The sequence below is a fragment of the Aeromicrobium yanjiei genome (assembly GCF_009649075.1).
Classification (GTDB): Bacteria; Actinomycetota; Actinomycetes; order Propionibacteriales; family Nocardioidaceae; genus Aeromicrobium; species Aeromicrobium yanjiei.
On the sequence record NZ_CP045737.1, the window covers coordinates 2,140,575 to 2,157,952 of the forward strand.

The following is a 17,378-nucleotide window of genomic DNA, read 5'->3' on the forward strand; positions in this document are numbered from 1 at the left end:
GACGCTCCAACCGCTGTACGTCGTGACCGAGCTGGTGGTCTCGCGTCACACGTCGGCGGACTACTCGCTGGCCCACAGCACGATCAGCGACCTCGGCAACACCGCGTGCCGGACGATCCGCGGCGACGTGCTGTGCTCGGACTGGCACGCGGGCATGAACGTCGCGTTCGTCTGGTTCGGCCTGGCCCTGCTCCTCGGCGCGCTCCTGCTGGGCCTGCGCGCCCTTCCCGGGCGGGCCGGGCGGGCCTCGGTCGCGCTGTGGTGCGTCTCGGGCCTCGGCACGATCGGGGTGGGCCTCGCGCCGGTCAACGAGGACGGCGCGCTGCACAGCCTGGTGGCAGTGCCGATCTTCGTGGCCCAGCCGCTGGCGCTGCTCCTGATGGGCATCAGCCTGCGCTCCCGCAGCACGATCGTCGTCGCCGGGCTGTCGTTCGTCGGGGTCATCGGCTTCGCCACGCTGCTGCTGACCGACGCGACGTCGTACGTCGGGGCGTTCGAGCGGCTCGCGCTGTGGCCGGGCTACCTGTGGGTCGCGGTCATCGCTCTCGCCGTGTCGGGCCCGAACGCCGGACGTACGACCTCGGGGGCTGCCAGAATCCCAGCATGAGTCGTGTGATGCTCCTGCTGGCCCACCCCCGGTCGACCAGCTTCTGTCATGCCCTGGCCGAGCGGGTCGCCGAGCAGCTGATCGAGCTCGGGCACGAGGTCCGCTCGCACGACCTGTACGCCGAGCGGTTCGACCCGATCCTCGCGACGTACGAGTCCCACACGACCGGTGACGAGACCGAGTCGGCGCTCGCGCGCGAGGAGGATCCGCTGATCAGCCTGCACCGCGCGGAGCTGCGCCAGGCCGACGGGCTCGCGGTCGTGCACCCCAACTGGTGGGGCATGCCCCCCGCGATCCTGACCGGATGGGTCGACCGGGTCGTCGTGCCCGGGGTCGCGTACCGGCTCGCCGACGCCACCGGCCACCCCGAGCCCCTCGCGCCGGTGCAGCAGCTCTTCGTGGTCAACACGTCCGACACCACGGACGAGCGCGAGGAGACGCTCTACAAGGACCCCCTCGCGTCGATCTGGGGGCGCTGCATCGCGCCCTATCTCGGCAGCCCAGCCGTGACTCGCCGCGTGCTCCGTCCCGTGGCGGGCTCCTCGGACGAGCAGCGCGCGGCATGGCTCGACGAGGTCGGCGTGCTCGCCGCCGAGACGTTCGGGGCCGTCTCCTAGGCTGGAGGACATGTCTGAACGTCGTGGTCTGTTCGGTGAGATCTCCTGGCTTCAGGTCGCAGGCAGCGTCCTGGCCGCTGTCACCTCCGCGTGGCTGGCGTCCCGGCTGGGTGTCGCGGGAACCATGATCGGCGTGGCGCTCGGCAGCTTCATCGCCACCGTCGGCTCCGCGTTCTACGCGCGTACCCTCGACAAGGGCAAGACCCTGCTCGCCCAGACCGCGTCGGGTGCGCTCGTGGAGCGGACGGTCCAGGACGGCGAGATCGCCGAGGCCCTCGACGAGATCGCGGAGGCCGAGCACTCCCCCGTCCGCAGCGCTGAGGTCGTCGACAACGACGGACCCGTCCTACGCTGGAAGGCGGTCATCATCACGACCGTCGTGGTCGCCCTGCTCGCGCTCGCGGCCATCACGACGTACGAGCTCGTGTCGGACAAGACCCTCGGCGGGTCGAGCGGCACCACGATCGGCGACACGTTCGGCGGCAGCAAGAGCGACAAGGACGCGCCCGGCAAGGACGATGACAACAACAAGGACGACGAGAAGGACGAGGACCCGGATCCGGCGGTGACCCCCGACAACCGCGACCCGGCACCGGCGCCCACGGCCACGAGACCCACGCCGACGCGGACGGCCACGCCGGAGCCCACCCGGCCGAGCCCCTCGGTCGGCGAGACCGCCCCGACCCAGGACGCGCCGGAGCCCACCGATCCCGCTCCCGAGCGGGTGGAATGAACGCCTGCCTCGCGGCGTTGACCGCACCGACTTCTGAGAGGAGCGCAACATGACCATCTACATGACCCCCCACATCACGGACGACAAGATCGCCGCGATGGACGTCTTCGACGCCTTCCGTCTGGGTGAGGAGCTCCTCGACTCGCGCTTCCCGAGGGACGCTGCCCGCGTGCTCCGCAAGGTCGTCGACGCCGAGCCCGGCCACGCCGGGGCCTGGGAGCTGCTCGGGCGGGCGCACTTCGCCGCCGCGCAGCTGTCGCCGGCCGAGGAGTCGTTCCGCCGTCTCGTCGACCTCGAGCCGACCAGTGCGTGGGCGCAGACCGCGCTCGGCCTCGCGCTGGACCGGCAGAGCCGTCATCGCGAGGGCGTAGTCCACCACCGCATCGCCGCGGCGATGGGCGCGTCCCCGCGGGACGCGACCCGGGTCGAGCTCGTCGACCGTCCGACAGGCTGATCCCCTGGACCCCACCTGGGCGGCAGCGGCGGCAGCCGTCGTGCTGATCGCCCTGCCGCCCGCCTGGTCCGTCACCCGTCACGTGGTGACCCTCGTCCACGAGGCCGGCCACGCGGGGGTCGCGGTGCTGACGGGCCGGCGACTCAACGGCATCCGCCTGCACACCGACACCTCGGGCCTCACGGTCTCCTCGGGCAAGCCGCGCGGCCCCGGCATGATCGCGACCGCGGCGGCCGGCTACCTCGCTCCCGCGGCCCTGGGGCTGGCGTCGGTCGCCCTGGTCGAGAGCGGCCGGACCGCGTGGGCGCTCTACGCCGGACTCGGGACCCTCGCTCTCATGCTGGCGTTCATCCTCAACTGGTTCGGTCTGCTCGTCGTCGTGCTCAGCGCGGCCGCGGTGTCCCTGCTCGTGTGGCGGGCGCCGGAGCGGGTCCAGGACTTCGCCGCGCTCACGTTCGCGTGGTTCCTGTTGCTGGCGGCCCCTCGTACGTCGATCGAGCTGTGGCCGCACCGACGTCGCGTACGCACGCGCACCAGCGATGCGGACGTGCTCGCGCGCCTCACGATCCTGCCCGCGGCGGTGTGGAACGTCGTGTTCATCCTGCTCACCGGCGCCGCCCTGGCCGCCGCGGTCTGGCTCGTCGGACCGCCCTGATTGGATGGGGGCATGTTCTCCGTCGGCTCCCAGCTCGAAGGTGCCCTCGGTCGTACGGGCACCATCTCCACCCCCCATGGAGAGATCCGCACCCCCGCGTTCATCCCCGTCGGCACCCGGGCGACGGTCAAGGCCGTGCTCCCCGAGGCCATGGCCGATCTCGGCGCGCAGGCGCTGCTCGCCAATGCGTACCACCTCTACCTCCAGCCCGGCGCCGACATCGTCGACGAGGCCGGCGGGCTCGGGACGTTCATGAACTGGCCGGGCCCCACGTTCACCGACTCGGGCGGCTTCCAGGTGCTGTCGCTCGGCGCCGGGTTCCAGAAGACCCTGTCGATGGACGCCAAGGGGGTCACCGCCGACGACGTGATCGCCGAGGGCAAGGACCGGCTCGCCGTGGTCGATGACGACGGCGTGACGTTCAAGTCGCACCTCGACGGCTCCAAGCACCGGTTCACCCCCGAGGTGTCGATGCAGATCCAGCACCAGCTGGGCGCGGACATCATGTTCGCGTTCGACGAGCTGACGACGCTGATGAACACCAAGGACTACCAGGTCCAGTCGCTCGCCCGCACCCAGGCGTGGGCGCGGCGGTGCCTCGTCGAGCACCAGCGGCTCGACCTCGAGCGCGCGCACAAGCCCCGGCAGGCGTTGTTCGGGGTCGTCCAGGGCGCCCAGCACGAGGACCTGCGCCGCCAGGCCGCCCGCGGGCTCGCCGACCTGGAGATCGACGGCCTCGGGTTCGACGGCTACGGCGTCGGTGGGGCGATCGAGAAGGAGAATCTCGGCACGATCGTGCGCTGGGTCAACGAGGAGCTGCCCGACGACAAGCCGCGGCACCTGCTCGGCATCAGCGAGCCCGACGACCTGTTCACCGCGGTGGAGAACGGCTGCGACACGTTCGACTGCGTGTCGCCGTCGCGGGTCGCGCGATCGTCCCGCGTCTACGCGATGACCGGCCGCTACAACCTGCTGGTCGCGGCCTCACGTCGCGACTTCGGGCCGATCGACCCGGAGTGCGACTGCTACACGTGCGCCCACTACTCCAAGGCGTACCTGCACCACCTGTTCAAGACCAAGGAGTACATCGCCGCGACGCTCTGCACGATCCACAACGAGCGGTTCACCGTACGCCTCGTCGACGACATGCGCGCCCACATCGAAGCCGGCACCTTCCCCGACTTCCGCGACGACTTCCTCGCCCGCTTCTACGCCTGACCCCTCCGCCGGTTGTCGGTTTCCCACGGGACCGTGGGGTTTGTGCACTTCCCTAGCGTCACAACACGAGGGAAGTGACCAATTACCACGGTCCCGTGGGAACCCGACCACGGGGAAACGGGGGCTGGGTGGGCGGGTCACTGCCAGTAGGAGGGCTCGCGGCGCTTCAAGGCTCGGATGACGACCATCGTGAGGGGCATGACCAGCAGCTCGACGGCGCACTTGAACAAGAAGCCGACGACGAAGTAGTTGAGGAACGCGCCGAAGCTGTCGACACCGATCGCCGAGGCGGCGATCGCGCAGAAGATCAGCGTGTCGGCCGCCTCGCCGACGCCGGTCGAGCCAGCCAGCCGTCGCCAGAGGCCGGGCTCGGCGGAGCGGGCCTTCATCCGCACCAGGACGTACGAGTTGAGGAACTGCCCCACGAGGTACGCCACCAGGGACGCCGCCACGATCTGCACGCCTGACCAGACGACGCTCTCGAACGCCTCCTGGTTGTCGTAGAACTCCGCGCTCGGCAGCTGCATGACGATCAGGAACGTCACGAACGTCATGATCGCGGTGCCGAACCCCACGAGGATCGCCCGCCGGGCCGCGCGCAGGCCGTACACCTCGGAGATCACGTCGCCGATGATGTACGCCAGCGGGAACAGGACCGCGCCGCCGTCGGAGAACACCGGGATGATCTGCACCGGACCGATCGACACGTCGCCGGAGAAGAACTGCGTGCCCTTGGTCGCCGCGATGTTGGACACGACCAGGACGACACAGAACACCGCGAGCAGGATGTCGTAGTAGGACGATCCGCGAGAGGCGAAGTGCACCTCGCGCTCCGCCCGGGCCGAGGTGTCCGCAGAGCTCATGTGCCCCATCCTGCCAGCCGCCGACCCCTCTGGGAGAATCGCTGCATGACCGCGCTTCCGACCCGCACCGACGTGCTCGTCGTCGGCGCCGGTCCCGCCGGATCCGCGGCCGCCGCCTGGGCGTCCCGATTCGGCCTCGACACCGTCCTCGCCGATGCGGCGACGTTCCCGCGTGACAAGACCTGCGGCGACGGACTGACGCCCCGTGCGATCGCCGAGCTCGAGCGACTGGGCCTCGGCGACTGGGTCCGCGGCCACGGCACCAACCGCGGATTGCGCGCCGCGGGATTCGGCCAGGAGCTCCTGCTCCCCTGGCCCGGCGGCTCCCTGCCCGACTACGGCTCGGCGGTCCCCCGCACCGAGCTCGATGACAAGCTCTTCCGGGTCGCGGTCGAGGCTGGTGCGACCCCGTTCGAGGGCGCCCGGGCAGTGGACGCCGTCCGCGACGACGCCGGCCGCGTGACCGGTGTGGTCTTCCACGTCGGCCGCGAGCGCACCCCGCACACCGTCCACTGCGACCGCCTCGTGGTCGCCGACGGCGTACGTTCGCCGCTCGGTCGCGTCCTCGGGCGCGAGTGGCACCGCGACACCGCGTACGGCGTGGCGGGCCGGTCGTACGTCAAGTCCGGCCGCAGCGACGATCCCTGGATCTCCTCGCACCTCGAGCTGCGGGGCCCCGCCGCCGACGGATCGGGCGACATGGTGCTGCCCGGCTACGGCTGGATCTTCCCGCTCGGCGACGGCGAGGTGAATCTCGGCGTCGGCGCGCTCGCGACCGCCAAGCGTCCCGCCGACCTGCAGATCCGTCCGCTCATGGAGCACTACGCAGGCCTCCGCCGCGAGGAGTGGGACCTGAGCGGCGAGCTGCGCATCCCCACCAGCGCCCTGCTGCCGATGGGTGGCGCCGTCTCCGGCGTCGCCGGGCCCAACTGGGTGCTCGTCGGGGACGCCGCGGGGTGCGTCAACCCGCTCAACGGCGAGGGCATCGACTACGGCATGGAGACCGGGCGTGAGGCCGCCGAGCTGCTGCGGTCCGAGACCGATCTCGCCGCCGCATGGCCCGCTCTGCTCACCGCCCGCTACGGCGAGGCGTTCTCGATCGCCCGCCGGCTCGCGGGACTCATCACCGTCCCCCGGCTGCTCCCCACGGCGGGCCCCGTCGGCATGCGCTCGCACCACCTCATGACCTTCGCGCTGCGCGTGATGGGCAATCTCGTGACCGACGAGGACCGCGACCTCACCGCCCGTCTCTGGCGGTGGGCCGGACGCCAGTCGGTACGCCTGGACGACCGGCCGCCCTTCACGTCCTGAACGCCGCGCGGGTGGCGGGCCGGGCCACTACGGTCATGCCATGAGCGACCAGCCGCCCTCCCACGGCACCCCGTACCCCTACGCGTACGGCCCGCCCAGCTACGCCGCGCCCCCGCCGTTCCGCATCCCCGACGCGTTCGGGTGGTCGTGGGACATGTTGCGGGTGCACCTCAAGGTGTTGCTCGCCGCGATGATCCCTACGGTCGTGGTGGGCCTGGTTCTCTACGCGATGTACTTCTGGCGGCTCGTGCCGATCTGGATCGACATGGCCGAGCCCACCACCAGCTCGACCGTGCAGCTCGACCGGTTCCAGGACCTGTGGGCGACGGTCGGCCTCTTGTACGCTGCGGCGCTGGTCGTCGCGATCCCGCTGTCGCTCTTCCACGGCAATCTCGTACGGATGTGCCTGCTCATCGCGGACGGTGGCACCCCGTCGTACCGGATGATCCTCAGCACCCGCCGTGCCGGCCGGGTCATGGTGACCACCGCCGTGCTGCTCGTGGCGGGTGTCCTCGGCACGATCCTGTGCCTGCTGCCCGGGATCGCCTTCGCCGCCTTCTCGATGTTCACGCTCCCGCTGCTGCTCGACCGGGACCTCGGGACGTTCGCGGCCATCCGCGGGAGCTTCGCGCTCGTCCGCGCCCACCTCGGCCTGTGCCTCCTGACGTTCGGCCTGCTCATCGCCGTGGCCTACGCCGGCACGATGCTGTGCTTCGTCGGCATCGCTGCGTCGATGCCGCTCGGCACCCTCATCCTCGTGTACGCCTACCGGTCCCTGCAGGTCACCGGCCGGACAGTCTGAGGACGCACGAAGGGCCCGGCCGAGGCCGGGCCCTTCTGGTGCAGTGTGCGATCAGCTCGCGGGCGGAGCCGGGGGGGCCGGCGGCGCGGGCGGATTCTGCGGCGCAGCCGGGGGCGGCGGCGTCTGAGCGGCGGGCGGCGCAGCCGGGGGCGGCGTCTGAGCCGGCGGCGGCGTGTACGACTGCGGTGCCTGCGGTGCCTGCGGTGCACTGCCGGTGCCGTTGCTGCTCTTGTTGATCTCCGGGATCTTCTCGCCCGAGTCCTTGAACAGCAGCGCGACGAAGACGACGAAGGCGATCACCGCGACGAACAGGATCCATCCGGACCAGCCCGGGCCGACCGAGATGTCGTCCAGGAAGTCCGGGACGTCGACCGTGAACGGCTTGATGATGAGGATGAGTGCCGCGATGACGGCGAGTGCGAGCGCGATCAGCGTCCAGGGCACCTCACGCGGGAGGGTGTCCCCCGCGAAGGCCTTCACGATGACGAGCGCGAAGGAGGCGATGAGCAGCAGGCACGCCAGGGTTCCCCAGCCGTCCCACGCGTTCGTGACGTTCTCCGACTGGCCACCTCCGCTGATGCGGATGTAGGCCCCGAAGAAGGTCAGGATGATCGCAAGGGCGCCCGATACGAGCGCTCCCTGGGTGTTGATGCCTAGAGACTTCAAGTCAACGGCCATGACAAATTTCTCCCAACGATGAATGATGACGCCCCTGAACATAGTGCTGATGAGTCACCACAGGTAGTCATTTCACCCTCGAAGGGCCCGGCGAGTCGGTTTGTCTCCTGTGGTATTGCGGCCCTTACGCAGCCGCGTCGACCGCGCTTGGCGGGCCGACGGCACCCGCGTACGACACAATCGCGGCATGGAATCTGATGTCATCGTCGTCGGCGCCGGCCTGGCCGGGCTCGTCGCCACCGCTGAGCTCGTGGAGGCCGGCCGCAGGGTCCTGCTGATCGATCAAGAGGGTGAGCAGGGCATCGGCGGTCAGGCGTACTGGTCGTTCGGCGGGCTGTTCTTCGTCGACTCACCGCAGCAGCGGCGCATGGGCATCAAGGACTCGGTCGACCTGGCGATGCAGGACTGGCTGGGCAGCGCGCAGTTCGACCGCGACGAGGACCTCTGGCCGCGCCGGTGGGCCGAGTCGTACGTCCACTTCGCCGCCGGGGAGAAGCAGGCCTGGCTGAAGGAGAAGGGCCACAGTGTCTTCCCCGTCGTCGGTTGGGCCGAGCGCGGCGGCGGACTGGCGGGCGGCCACGGCAACTCGGTCCCCCGCTTCCACATCACGTGGGGCACCGGCCCCGGCATCGTCGAGCCGTTCGAGCGAATCGTCCGCGAAGGGCATGCCAACGGACTCGTGCAGTACGCCTTCCGGCACCGCGTCGACGAGCTCGTCGTGACGGACGGGGTCGTCACCGGCGTGACCGGCCAGGTGCTGGAGCCCACGGACGCCGAGCGAGCCGCGCCCACCTCACGCATCGCGATCGGCGACTTCACCGCGTCCGCCCAGGCCGTCATCGTGACCTCCGGCGGCATCGGCGGCAACCACGACCTGGTCCGGGCCAGCTGGCCCGAGCGCCTCGGCACCCCGCCCCGACACATGATCTCCGGCGTGCCGCAGCACGTGGACGGCCGGATGCTCGCGATCGCCGAGAAGGCGGGCGCCAGCCACATCAACCGCGACCGCATGTGGCACTACGTCGAGGGGATCAAGAACTGGGACCCGATCTGGCCCATGCACGGCATCCGCATCCTGCCGGGCCCGTCGTCGATGTGGCTGGACGGATCGGGGCACCGGCTGCCCGTCCCCGGCCTCCCCGGGTTCGACACGCTCGGCACGCTCAAGCTGCTGCGGCGCAGCGGCCACGACCACTCGTGGTTCATCCTCACCCAGGCGATCATCGAGAAGGAGTTCGCCCTCTCCGGTCAGGAGCAGAATCCGGACCTGACCGGCAAGAGCGTCCGCACACTCCTCAAGGAGCGACTGTCCAAAGGGGCGACCAGCCCGGTCGAGGCGTTCAAGCGCCACGGCGAGGACTTCGTCGTCGCCGACACGATCGAGGAGCTGGTGGCCGGCATGAACGGCCTCACCCCCGAGGCCCCGGTCGACCTGGAGCTCGTACGCCGGCAGGTGCTGGAGCGTGACCGCGAGCTCGACAACGACTTCACCAAGGACCTGCAGATCACCGCGCTGCGGCAGGCGCGGTCGTACCGCGGCGATCGGCTCATCCGGGTCGCCAGCCCGCACAAGATGCTCGACCCCACCAAGGGCCCGCTCATCGCGGTGCGCCTGCACGTCCTGACGCGCAAGTCGCTCGGCGGGCTCGAGACCGACCTGGACTCACGGGTGCTGGGCGCCGACGGTCAACCGTTGGAGGGCCTGTACGCCGCGGGCGAGGTGGCCGGGTTCGGCGGCGGAGGTGTGCACGGCTACAACAGCCTGGAGGGGACGTTCCTCGGCGGCTGCCTGTTCAGCGGACGGGCCGCGGGCCGCGCCGCGGCGGCCCAGGTGAGCTGACCGGCCTCGCCTGGCTTGTCGAACGCGCCGGCGGACGTACGGTTGAGGCATGACCCTTGCACCCCTCGTGGAGCTCAACGACGGGCGACAGATGCCCGTCCTCGGCTTCGGCACGTACTCGATCGACGACCCGGCGATCTTCACCGAGGCGATAGCCGCCGGCTACCGGCTGCTCGACACCGCGACCCGCTACGAGAACGAGACGGCCGTCGGGCAGGGCATCGCCGACTCCCCGGTCTCGCGCGACGAGCTGTTCGTCACGACCAAGCTGCCCGGCGACGGCCACGGCAGCGAGGGGCCGCGTCGTGAGCTGGAGGCCTCGCTCGAGCGGCTCGGCCTCGATCACGTCGACCTCTACCTGATCCACTGGCCCAATCCGAGCGCCGACCTGTTCGTCGAGACGTGGAAGGCGTTCGTGGGGCTGCGTGAGGAGGGGCTGACGCGCTCGATCGGCGTGTCCAACTTCCTGCCCGAGCACCTCGACCGCATCGTGGCCGAGACCGGCGTGGCACCCGCGGTCAACCAGGTCGAGCTGCACCCCTATCTGCCGCAGACCGAGCAACGCGCGGCCGACGAGCGGCTCGGCACGATCACCCAGAGCTGGACCCCTCTCGGCCGCAAGAGCGACCTGCTCGAGCAGCCCGTGCTCGCCGAGATCGGCAGCAAGCACGATCTCTCCCCCGCCCAGGTCGTGCTGCGCTGGCACACCCAGATCGGCGCGGCACCGATCCCGAAGTCGGCCACACCCGAGCGGTTCCGCAGCAACCTGGACATCTTCGACGTCGAGCTCGACGCCGACGACATCCAGCTGATCGCGGGCCTCGAGAACGGTCAGCGCATCGGCGGAGACCCGCGGACGCACGAGGAGTACTGAAGCGCGCCTAGCCCCTCGCGGCCGCGACGACGTCGAGCGGCGGCAGCGCGTGGCTGTAGCGGAACCCCTGCGCCTCGTCGCAGCCGCGCTCGCGCAGGTACGACTCCTGGGCGTCGGTCTCGACCCCTTCGCCCACCACTGTCATGCCCAGGGTGTGGGCCATGACGATGATCGAGTTGACGATTGCGGCGTCGGCGGCGTCCACCACCACGTCGGCGATGAACGAGCGATCGATCTTGATCTTGTCGATCGGGAACCGGGTGAGGTAGGCCAGGCTCGAGAAGCCGGTGCCGAAGTCGTCGATCACGATGCCGACGCCGAGCGACCTCACGGTGTTCATGACCTCGACGACGGCTGCGGGGTTCTCCATGAAGATCCCCTCCGTGATCTCCAGCTCGAGGCGGTCGGCGGGCAGCTCGGAGTCGCGCAGGGCCTGGTGCATGACGTCGAGCCACGAGCGGTCGTTGAACTGGCGGGGTGACACGTTGACCGCGAGCTTGAGCGGCCGGCCCATCTCGCGGGACATCGTCACGGTGTCGACGCAGGCCTGCCGCAGCACGCGCTCCCCCAGGGCGATGATCAGGCCGTTGTCCTCGGCCGCCGGGATGAACAGATCGGGCGTGATCTCCCGTCCGTCGGACGTGTGCCACCGGGCCAGCGCCTCGACACCGATCACCTCGTCGGTGACCAGGCTGATCTGGGTCTGGTAGGCCACCGAGATCTCGTCGCGGTCCAGTGCGTGCCGCAGCCCCGCGGCGATCGCGAGCTTGTCGTTCGTGGCGTCCAGCATCGAGAAGTCGAAGTAGCGATGGCTGTTGCGGGCGCTCGTCTTGGCCTGGTACATCGCGGCGTCGGCGTGCTTGAGCAGCGTCGTGGGGTCGCTGCCGGCGAGGGGGAACATCGCCACGCCGATGCTGGCCGTGACGGTCAGCTCGTGACCGCTGCACACCATCGGCTCCAGGACGTCGGCCAGCACCCGCGAGATCCGGCCCTCCACCTGGTCCTCGCTGTGGATGCCGGTCAGGACCAGCACGAACTCGTCGCCGCCGAGGCGCGCGACCATGTCGTCGGGACCCATGTGCCCGCGAAGACGCTCGGCGACCTTGACGAGCATCTCGTCACCGACGTGGTGGCCGAGCGAGTCGTTGACCCGCTTGAAGTGGTCGATGTCGACCATCGCGACCGCCACGCCGCGACCGTGACGCACCGCGAGGCGCAGGTCGTGGTCGAGCCGCTCGAACAGCTTCGTCCGGTTGGGCAGATCGGTGAGGAAGTCGTAGTGCGCGACGTGGCGGATGAACGCCTCCGCCTGCCGGCGCTGGGTGATGTCGTACGCCACGGAGAGGAATCCGGTGACCTCGGCGTCCTCGCTCGCGATCAACGAGATCGCCTCGTTGACCGGGATCGTGGAGCCGTCCTTGCGGAGGTAGTCCACCTCGCGCTCGTCGACCGCGTCGGGACGGGTGGCCAGCAGCGGCATGTCGCTGCTCGCGCCCTGGCGCAGCGAGCGGATGGGCGTGCCGACCAGCTCGCCGCGGGAGAACCCGAGGAGCCGCTCGGCGGCGGGGTTGGCCGTCACGATCGTGCCGTCGGGATCGGACGCGATGATGCTGAACGGCAGGCTGTCGAGGATCGAGCGGCGCAGGTGATCGGCGTTCTTCGCGCTCTCGACGGCCTGCACCAGCAGGCGTTCGGTGATGTCGATGACCGAGGCCAGCACGTGCTGCTCGTCGCGGATGTGGATCGGGTTGAGCCCGATCTCGACCGGCACCTCGCTGCCGTCGCGACGCCGTCCGAACAACTCGCGGCCGGCTCCCATCCCGCGGCGTGCGGGCGCCGCGAAGAAGCCCTCGCGGGTCGAGCGGTGCCTGGCCCGCAGCCGCTCGGGGATGAGGTCCTCGATGCTCATCGCGAGCATCTCCTCACGGCTGTAGCCGAACAGCGACTCGGTCTGGGAGTTGACGAGCGTGATGCGTCCGCGCGGGTCGACCATCAGCATCGCGTTGGGGGTGGCCTCGATGATCTGACGCAGCATGGTGGTCTCGTCGTCAGCGCGCTCGACGACCATGCGGGACCTCTTCGACGACGTGACAGGACACCGAGGCGGCCCGGCCGGACCATTGTGCCCGCTCGGCCGGCTCAGCGGGACCAGATTTCGGCCAACTGACGGCTCGCGCGTCGGAGGGCCTCGTTAAGGTGAAGCCGTGCTTCGTATCGCGACCGTCAACGTCAACGGCATCCGTGCCGCCCACAACAAGACCCGAGGCCAGTCGGCCGGCCTGAGCGAGTGGCTCGCCGAGCGCGGCGCCGACGTCGTGACGCTGCAGGAGGTGCGCGCGCCCGACGAGATCGTCCACCAGATCCTCGCCGACACCGGCTATCACATCGTCCACACGGAGGCAGCCGCCAAGGGGCGCGCGGGAGTGGCAGTCCTCAGCCGCAATCCCCCGACCGCTCACCGCATCGGCAACGGCGACGACTTCTTCGACGACTCGGGTCGGTGGATCGAGTCCGACATCCCGCTCACCGACGGCTCGACGTTGACCGCGGTCTCGGCCTACGTGCACTCCGGCGAGGTCGGCACCCCGCGCCAGGACGAGAAGTACCGGTTCCTCGACCAGATGGTGGTGCGCATGGCCGAGATCCGCGCCACGGGCGCCCACGCGGTCGTCACCGGCGACCTCAACGTCGCGCACACCGAGCGCGACATCAAGAACTGGAAGGCCAACCGCAAGAAGGCCGGCTTCCTGCCCGAGGAGCGGGCGTACTTCGACCGGTTCATGGGTGAGCTCGGCTGGGTCGACGTGCACCGCAGCCTGGCCGGTGACGTGGACGGCCCCTACACCTGGTGGTCGATGCGCGGCAAGGCGTTCGACACCGACGCGGGCTGGCGCATCGACTACCAGCTCGCGACGCCCGAGCTCGCGGCCACGGCGCAGTCCGCCGCCGTCGACCGGGCGATCAGCTGGGCCGAGCGCTGGTCCGACCACGCGCCGCTGGTCATCGACTACGACATCTAGGCCGAACGGCGGAGGCAGGGCCTGGCCGCAGGAGCGGAGACATGCTCGCGAGCTACTCGGCGATGAACGCGAGGATGTCGCCGTCGAGGGACTTCTGGTAGTCGCCGTAGATGCCGTGCGGCGCACCCGGGTACACGACCAGCCGGCCGTCCTTCACCAGGTCGATCGACTTCCGCGCGGCGGCCGCGATCGGGACGATCTGGTCGTCGTCGCCCTGCGCGATCATGATCGGTACGTCCAACGCCTTGAGGTCCTCGGTGAAGTCGGTCTCGGAAAACGCCTTGACGCAGTCGAAGGCGGCCGCGAGGTTCACGAGCATTCCTTGGCGCCAGAAGTCGTCCTTCGCACCCTGGGAGACCTTCGAGCCGTCGCGGTTGGCTCCGAAGAAGGGATCCGCCAGCTCCTTGTAGAACTGCGAGCGGTCGTTCAGGACGCCGTCGCGGATCCCGTTGAACGCCTCGATCGGGGTGCCCTCGGGATTGGAGTCCGACTTCAGCATGATCGGCGGAACGGCGCCTGCAGTGATGATCTTGACGACCCGCCCGGCTGCGTGCCGAGCGGCGTAGCGGACGACCTCGCCGCCTCCGGTCGAGTGACCGATGAGCACGAGGTCCCGCAGGTCGAGGGCGTCCACCAGCTGCGCGAGATCGCTGGCGTACGTGTCCATGTCGTTGCCCTCGTACGTCTTGGAGGACCTGCCGTGGCCGCGACGGTCGTGGGCGATGGCCCGATAACCGGCGTCGGCGAGAAGCTTGAGCTCGACCTGCCAGGCATCGGACGACAGCGGCCAGCCGTGGCTCAGCAGGACGGGCTGGCCCGCGCCTTGCTCGGTGTAGTAGATCTCGGTCCCGTCGGTGGTGGTGATGTACGGCATGGTGTCTCCTTCTGGTGGCGTGTCGGACTCGTGACATCCACTCTCGTCCTCCGCGGGCGGTCTGTCGACGGTGCTGACAGCCAACCTGCGGGCCGGCCGACCAGCCCGCGACCCCAAGCCCGATCACCGGCCGTCGTGCTCGGCAGCATCCCGTTCTCGCCACGGGCCACCCGGGACGCACGAAAGGGGGCACGCATCGTCTGATGCGTGCCCCCATCGTGAGGGGGGTGCGAACGTGAGGAGGGACGCCCACCCCCCGATGAGCGTCCCCCCGTCCTTGGGGAAGGTCTAGTTGAACTTGACCTTCATGCTGGTGCCCTTCTCCTCCAGGACACGCATCTTCACACCGGCCGCGGGCAGCTTCACCCCGTGGTTGGGCAGCTCGGCGTACCAATACTTCTTGGTGTCGTCGAACAGCGGCTTGGCGGCCTGGCCACGGATGTAGCTGGGCTTGCCATTGGTGTGCAGCGTCATCGAGTCAGCCTTGTGCAGCGAGAACGGCGCGTCGTACATCTGGATGCGCGCTCGCCACGGGGCGCCAGTCACGATGTTCGTGATCGGCTCGGGGTTGGCGTCGATGATGAGGTTGCGGCCCGTGCCCGGGTGCACGTTGGTGTTGTTGTCCGACTGGGACGTGTCCCAGTAGGACACGAGCAGGCCGTGACCGTACTTGTAGTGCTCGACGAAGTCGGGCTTGGTGTTGGCGTAGCCGAAGTTGTACGGCCCCGTCTTCAGGTACTTGTCGTACGAGACGTACGACCGGTGCCCGGCGATGTAGTAGTTGTCCGCCTTCAAGGTCGTCGTGGCTCCGACGATCGAGAAGCCATCGAACGTCCAGGCGGTTCCGCCGGTCTCGGCGCCATCGGTCAGCAGCGACTGGCCGCCGGCCGTGACAGCGATGTCGTCGACGAACAGTCCAGCCTCGGCGACGCCACCATCGGTCTTGTAGTACACACGCAGCTTGATCTTCTGGCCGTCGTAGGCGCCGAGCGGGACGTTGAGGTCCGCCCAGGTGGCCTGCTCGCCGTCGATCGCCGGCGAGCCGGACGGATCACCCGGGATGGCCTTGCCGTTGATCGTGCCGGCCAACGCCTTCCACGTCTTGCCGGCGTCGGTCGACGCCTGCACGTACGCGTAGTCGTAGCCCTTCTCGATCGAGTACCGCACCTTGGCCGTCATCGCCGCGCCGGTCTTGCCGGTGAGGTCGACGTCGGTCGTCATCGAGTTGGCCAGATCGTCCCCGGAGCCGGAGAAGAACTGCTTGGTGCCCGACGCCGGGGCGCCGTTGTCGACGAAGACGTCCTTCTGCGGCAGGACGACCACCGCGGCCTGCGCCTTCTTGGAGTTGTACTCCTGCGGGCCGAGGTTCAGTGTCTTCTTCTGCTTGTCGGCGATGACCTCGTAGTCGAGCCAACCGAGCTGCAGCTTGTTCCACGCTCCGAGGTCACCGGCACGGGTGCCGAGGGCCTCGCCCTTGGCGTTGAGCCGGGACTGGGCCATCAGGGTCCAGTACTCGTTGTTGTTGTCGCCGCGGCCGGAGGTGTCGTAGTCGTCCGGCAGACCGAGGTCGTGACCGAACTCGTGAGCGAAGACCGACAGGCCGCCGTTCTCGGGCTGGGCCGTGTAGTCACCCACCCAGATGCCGGTGTTGCCGACCTGGGTGCCGCCAAGACGGTTCTGGGCCGGGCCGGTGAGACCGGCGTCGGTGCCGAACGCGTACCAACGGTGCGACCAGATGGCGTCCTCGCCCTGCTGCGGGTCACCGTCCGCCTCGTCGCCACCGGCGTGGACGATCTGGAAGTGGTCGATGTAGCCGTCGGGCTCGTTGAAGTCGCCGTCGCCGTCGAAGTCGTAACGGTCGTACTTGTCGTACGAGGCGATCGTCTTCTTGATCTGGGCGTCGGTCTTGCCGGCGGCCTTCTGATCGGCGACCCACGCGGTGAGCGAGTCCTGGATCAGGTTCCAGACCGTCTTGTAGGACTCGTCGCGGCCGTAGCGCGCCTCGTTGTAGGGCACCTTGACCCAGTCCTGGACCTGGCCGTCGACCGTGTAGCGGCCCGACGACTGCGTCTCGTAGTAGGTCTTGACCGACTCGACGCCCTTGCCGGTGCCGAAGTAGAGGTCCTGGTAGTGCTTGCGGTTGTAGTTGCTCTGCCAGACCGTCGAGTTGTCCTTGGTCCGGTCCGGAGCGGGGATCTTGTTGTGCAGGGGGCCGTCGAACGTCGTGGGACCCTCGACGGTCGGATCGGTGTCCTGGTCAGGGAAGTCCGGGTGACGCTCGTTGCCGAACTCGGTGAGGATCACGAAGATCTTGTCGGCTCGCTCCTGGCTGAGCTCGACGTACTGATCCTTCTGCTTCTTGCCCTGGATCGCCTTGCGCTGCTTCGACGATGCCTTCTTGTTGGCCAGCGCGGCCGCGTCAGCCGGGCTGTAGCCCTTGCCGACCTTGACGACGGAGCTGCCGGAGCGGTTCTGCGCCTTGGCGTCGCCGTCCAGGACCGAGGTGATGCCGGCCTCGCGCAGCGCGCGGCGCTTGGACTCCAGCGGGTTGGGCAGGTCGTCCTTGCCGATCTTCGACGGCTTGTCGTTCGCGTTCACCGATGGTGCGGGTGCCGCCGTGCCCGGTGAGGCGTATGCCAGACCGAGTGAGGCTGCGAGTGTGAGGCCTAAAAGGCCCGAGGTCACACGCTTCACTGTTCCCCCTTGAAAGAACTTCCGAGATGACGGCGGCACGATCGCGCCCCCGCTGGTGAAGCCCGCCCTTGTGGGGCGGGCTGGATGCAACGTGAGCCAACTTAGGCAATTTTCAGGGGGAACGGCAGTCTTGACTTT

General features: G+C 69.3%; 16 protein-coding genes. 11 read left to right on the plus strand and 5 right to left on the minus strand.

What is annotated here, in order from left to right:
• Positions 1-22 precede the first annotated feature (22 nt).
• The 6 genes from GEV26_RS10625 to tgt are packed head-to-tail and all read left to right on the plus strand — an operon-like array spanning position 23 to position 4,284.
• Positions 23-607, plus strand: a complete 585-nt coding sequence (locus GEV26_RS10625) for a DUF998 domain-containing protein (protein ID WP_194839821.1) — start codon at positions 23-25, stop codon at positions 605-607.
• Positions 604-1,224: an NAD(P)H-dependent oxidoreductase gene (locus tag GEV26_RS10630; RefSeq protein WP_153653047.1), complete on the plus strand. Its 621-nt coding sequence runs from the start codon at positions 604-606 to the stop codon at positions 1,222-1,224. Before GEV26_RS10625 ends, GEV26_RS10630 begins: the two co-directional genes overlap by 4 nt.
• Before the next feature lie 10 nt (positions 1,225-1,234).
• Entirely contained in the window at positions 1,235-1,957 is a 723-nt protein-coding gene (locus GEV26_RS10635) for a hypothetical protein (protein WP_153653048.1), read from the plus strand.
• 49 nt (positions 1,958-2,006) lie between these two features.
• Positions 2,007-2,411: a tetratricopeptide repeat protein gene (locus GEV26_RS10640; protein WP_153653049.1), complete on the plus strand. Its 405-nt coding sequence runs from the start codon at positions 2,007-2,009 to the stop codon at positions 2,409-2,411.
• Positions 2,412-2,415: 4 nt separating this feature from the next.
• On the plus strand, positions 2,416-3,066 hold the full coding sequence (locus GEV26_RS10645) for a M50 family metallopeptidase (protein ID WP_153653050.1): 651 nt from the start codon (positions 2,416-2,418) through the stop codon (positions 3,064-3,066).
• 12 nt (positions 3,067-3,078) lie between these two features.
• The gene (tgt, locus tag GEV26_RS10650; RefSeq protein WP_153653051.1) at positions 3,079-4,284 is read left to right on the plus strand and encodes a tRNA guanosine(34) transglycosylase Tgt; all 1,206 of its coding nucleotides are present in this window, start codon (positions 3,079-3,081) and stop codon (positions 4,282-4,284) included.
• Between the two features lie 137 nt (positions 4,285-4,421).
• Here tgt and GEV26_RS10655 read toward each other — a convergent pair whose 3' ends face one another.
• Positions 4,422-5,147, minus strand: a complete 726-nt coding sequence (locus GEV26_RS10655; protein WP_153653052.1) for a queuosine precursor transporter — start codon at positions 5,145-5,147, stop codon at positions 4,422-4,424.
• Positions 5,148-5,192: 45 nt separating this feature from the next.
• Between GEV26_RS10655 and GEV26_RS10660 the strand changes: the two genes are divergently transcribed.
• Together GEV26_RS10660 and GEV26_RS10665 are read left to right on the plus strand one after the other, a co-directional pair.
• Positions 5,193-6,458 (plus strand): geranylgeranyl reductase family protein, encoded by a 1,266-nt coding sequence (locus GEV26_RS10660; RefSeq protein WP_153653053.1) that lies wholly within the window; start codon positions 5,193-5,195, stop codon positions 6,456-6,458.
• Between the two features lie 40 nt (positions 6,459-6,498).
• Entirely contained in the window at positions 6,499-7,260 is a 762-nt protein-coding gene (locus GEV26_RS10665) for a DUF2189 domain-containing protein (RefSeq protein ID WP_153653054.1), read from the plus strand.
• Positions 7,261-7,311: 51 nt separating this feature from the next.
• Here GEV26_RS10665 and GEV26_RS17875 read toward each other — a convergent pair whose 3' ends face one another.
• A complete protein-coding gene (locus GEV26_RS17875; RefSeq protein WP_194839822.1) occupies positions 7,312-7,938 on the minus strand; it encodes a hypothetical protein in 627 nt (208 codons plus the stop codon).
• Positions 7,939-8,125: 187 nt separating this feature from the next.
• Here GEV26_RS17875 and GEV26_RS10675 point away from each other — a divergent pair, with 187 nt between their 5' ends.
• Together GEV26_RS10675 and GEV26_RS10680 are read left to right on the plus strand one after the other, a co-directional pair.
• The gene (locus tag GEV26_RS10675; protein ID WP_153653055.1) at positions 8,126-9,778 is read left to right on the plus strand and encodes an FAD-binding dehydrogenase; all 1,653 of its coding nucleotides are present in this window, start codon (positions 8,126-8,128) and stop codon (positions 9,776-9,778) included.
• A gap of 49 nt (positions 9,779-9,827) precedes the next feature.
• Positions 9,828-10,652: an aldo/keto reductase gene (locus GEV26_RS10680; RefSeq protein ID WP_153653056.1), complete on the plus strand. Its 825-nt coding sequence runs from the start codon at positions 9,828-9,830 to the stop codon at positions 10,650-10,652.
• Between the two features lie 7 nt (positions 10,653-10,659).
• On the opposite strand, the gene GEV26_RS10685 is transcribed toward GEV26_RS10680, so the two are convergent.
• The gene (locus tag GEV26_RS10685) at positions 10,660-12,720 is read right to left on the minus strand and encodes a putative bifunctional diguanylate cyclase/phosphodiesterase (RefSeq protein ID WP_153653057.1); all 2,061 of its coding nucleotides are present in this window, start codon (positions 12,718-12,720) and stop codon (positions 10,660-10,662) included.
• 136 nt (positions 12,721-12,856) lie between these two features.
• On the opposite strand from GEV26_RS10685, the gene GEV26_RS10690 reads away from it, so the two are divergent.
• Positions 12,857-13,672, plus strand: coding sequence for an exodeoxyribonuclease III (locus tag GEV26_RS10690; RefSeq protein WP_153653058.1), 816 nt, complete (start codon positions 12,857-12,859; stop codon positions 13,670-13,672).
• Between the two features lie 52 nt (positions 13,673-13,724).
• Here the strand turns inward: GEV26_RS10690 and GEV26_RS10695 are convergent, their stop codons facing one another.
• A complete protein-coding gene (locus GEV26_RS10695; protein WP_153653059.1) occupies positions 13,725-14,546 on the minus strand; it encodes an alpha/beta fold hydrolase in 822 nt (273 codons plus the stop codon).
• Positions 14,547-14,834: 288 nt separating this feature from the next.
• On the minus strand, positions 14,835-17,144 hold the full coding sequence (locus GEV26_RS10700) for an immune inhibitor A domain-containing protein (RefSeq protein ID WP_243838702.1): 2,310 nt from the start codon (positions 17,142-17,144) through the stop codon (positions 14,835-14,837).
• Positions 17,145-17,378 lie beyond the last annotated feature (234 nt).

Excerpts from the sequence above, each read along its gene's own strand:
- GEV26_RS10660 (WP_153653053.1), top strand. The coding sequence starts at position 5,193 with ATGACCGCGCTTCCGACCCGCACCGACGTGCTCGTCGTCGGCGCCGGT.
- GEV26_RS10695 (WP_153653059.1), bottom strand. The coding sequence starts at position 14,546 with ATGCCGTACATCACCACCACCGACGGGACCGAGATCTACTACACCGAG.
- GEV26_RS10680 (WP_153653056.1), top strand. The coding sequence starts at position 9,828 with ATGACCCTTGCACCCCTCGTGGAGCTCAACGACGGGCGACAGATGCCC.
- GEV26_RS10635 (WP_153653048.1), top strand. The coding sequence starts at position 1,235 with ATGTCTGAACGTCGTGGTCTGTTCGGTGAGATCTCCTGGCTTCAGGTC.
- tgt (WP_153653051.1), top strand. The coding sequence starts at position 3,079 with ATGTTCTCCGTCGGCTCCCAGCTCGAAGGTGCCCTCGGTCGTACGGGC.
- GEV26_RS10655 (WP_153653052.1), bottom strand. The coding sequence starts at position 5,147 with ATGAGCTCTGCGGACACCTCGGCCCGGGCGGAGCGCGAGGTGCACTTC.
- GEV26_RS10630 (WP_153653047.1), top strand. The coding sequence starts at position 604 with ATGAGTCGTGTGATGCTCCTGCTGGCCCACCCCCGGTCGACCAGCTTC.
- GEV26_RS10675 (WP_153653055.1), top strand. The coding sequence starts at position 8,126 with ATGGAATCTGATGTCATCGTCGTCGGCGCCGGCCTGGCCGGGCTCGTC.
- GEV26_RS10685 (WP_153653057.1), bottom strand. The coding sequence starts at position 12,720 with ATGGTCGTCGAGCGCGCTGACGACGAGACCACCATGCTGCGTCAGATC.
- GEV26_RS17875 (WP_194839822.1), bottom strand. The coding sequence starts at position 7,938 with ATGGCCGTTGACTTGAAGTCTCTAGGCATCAACACCCAGGGAGCGCTC.
- GEV26_RS10665 (WP_153653054.1), top strand. The coding sequence starts at position 6,499 with ATGAGCGACCAGCCGCCCTCCCACGGCACCCCGTACCCCTACGCGTAC.
- GEV26_RS10640 (WP_153653049.1), top strand. The coding sequence starts at position 2,007 with ATGACCATCTACATGACCCCCCACATCACGGACGACAAGATCGCCGCG.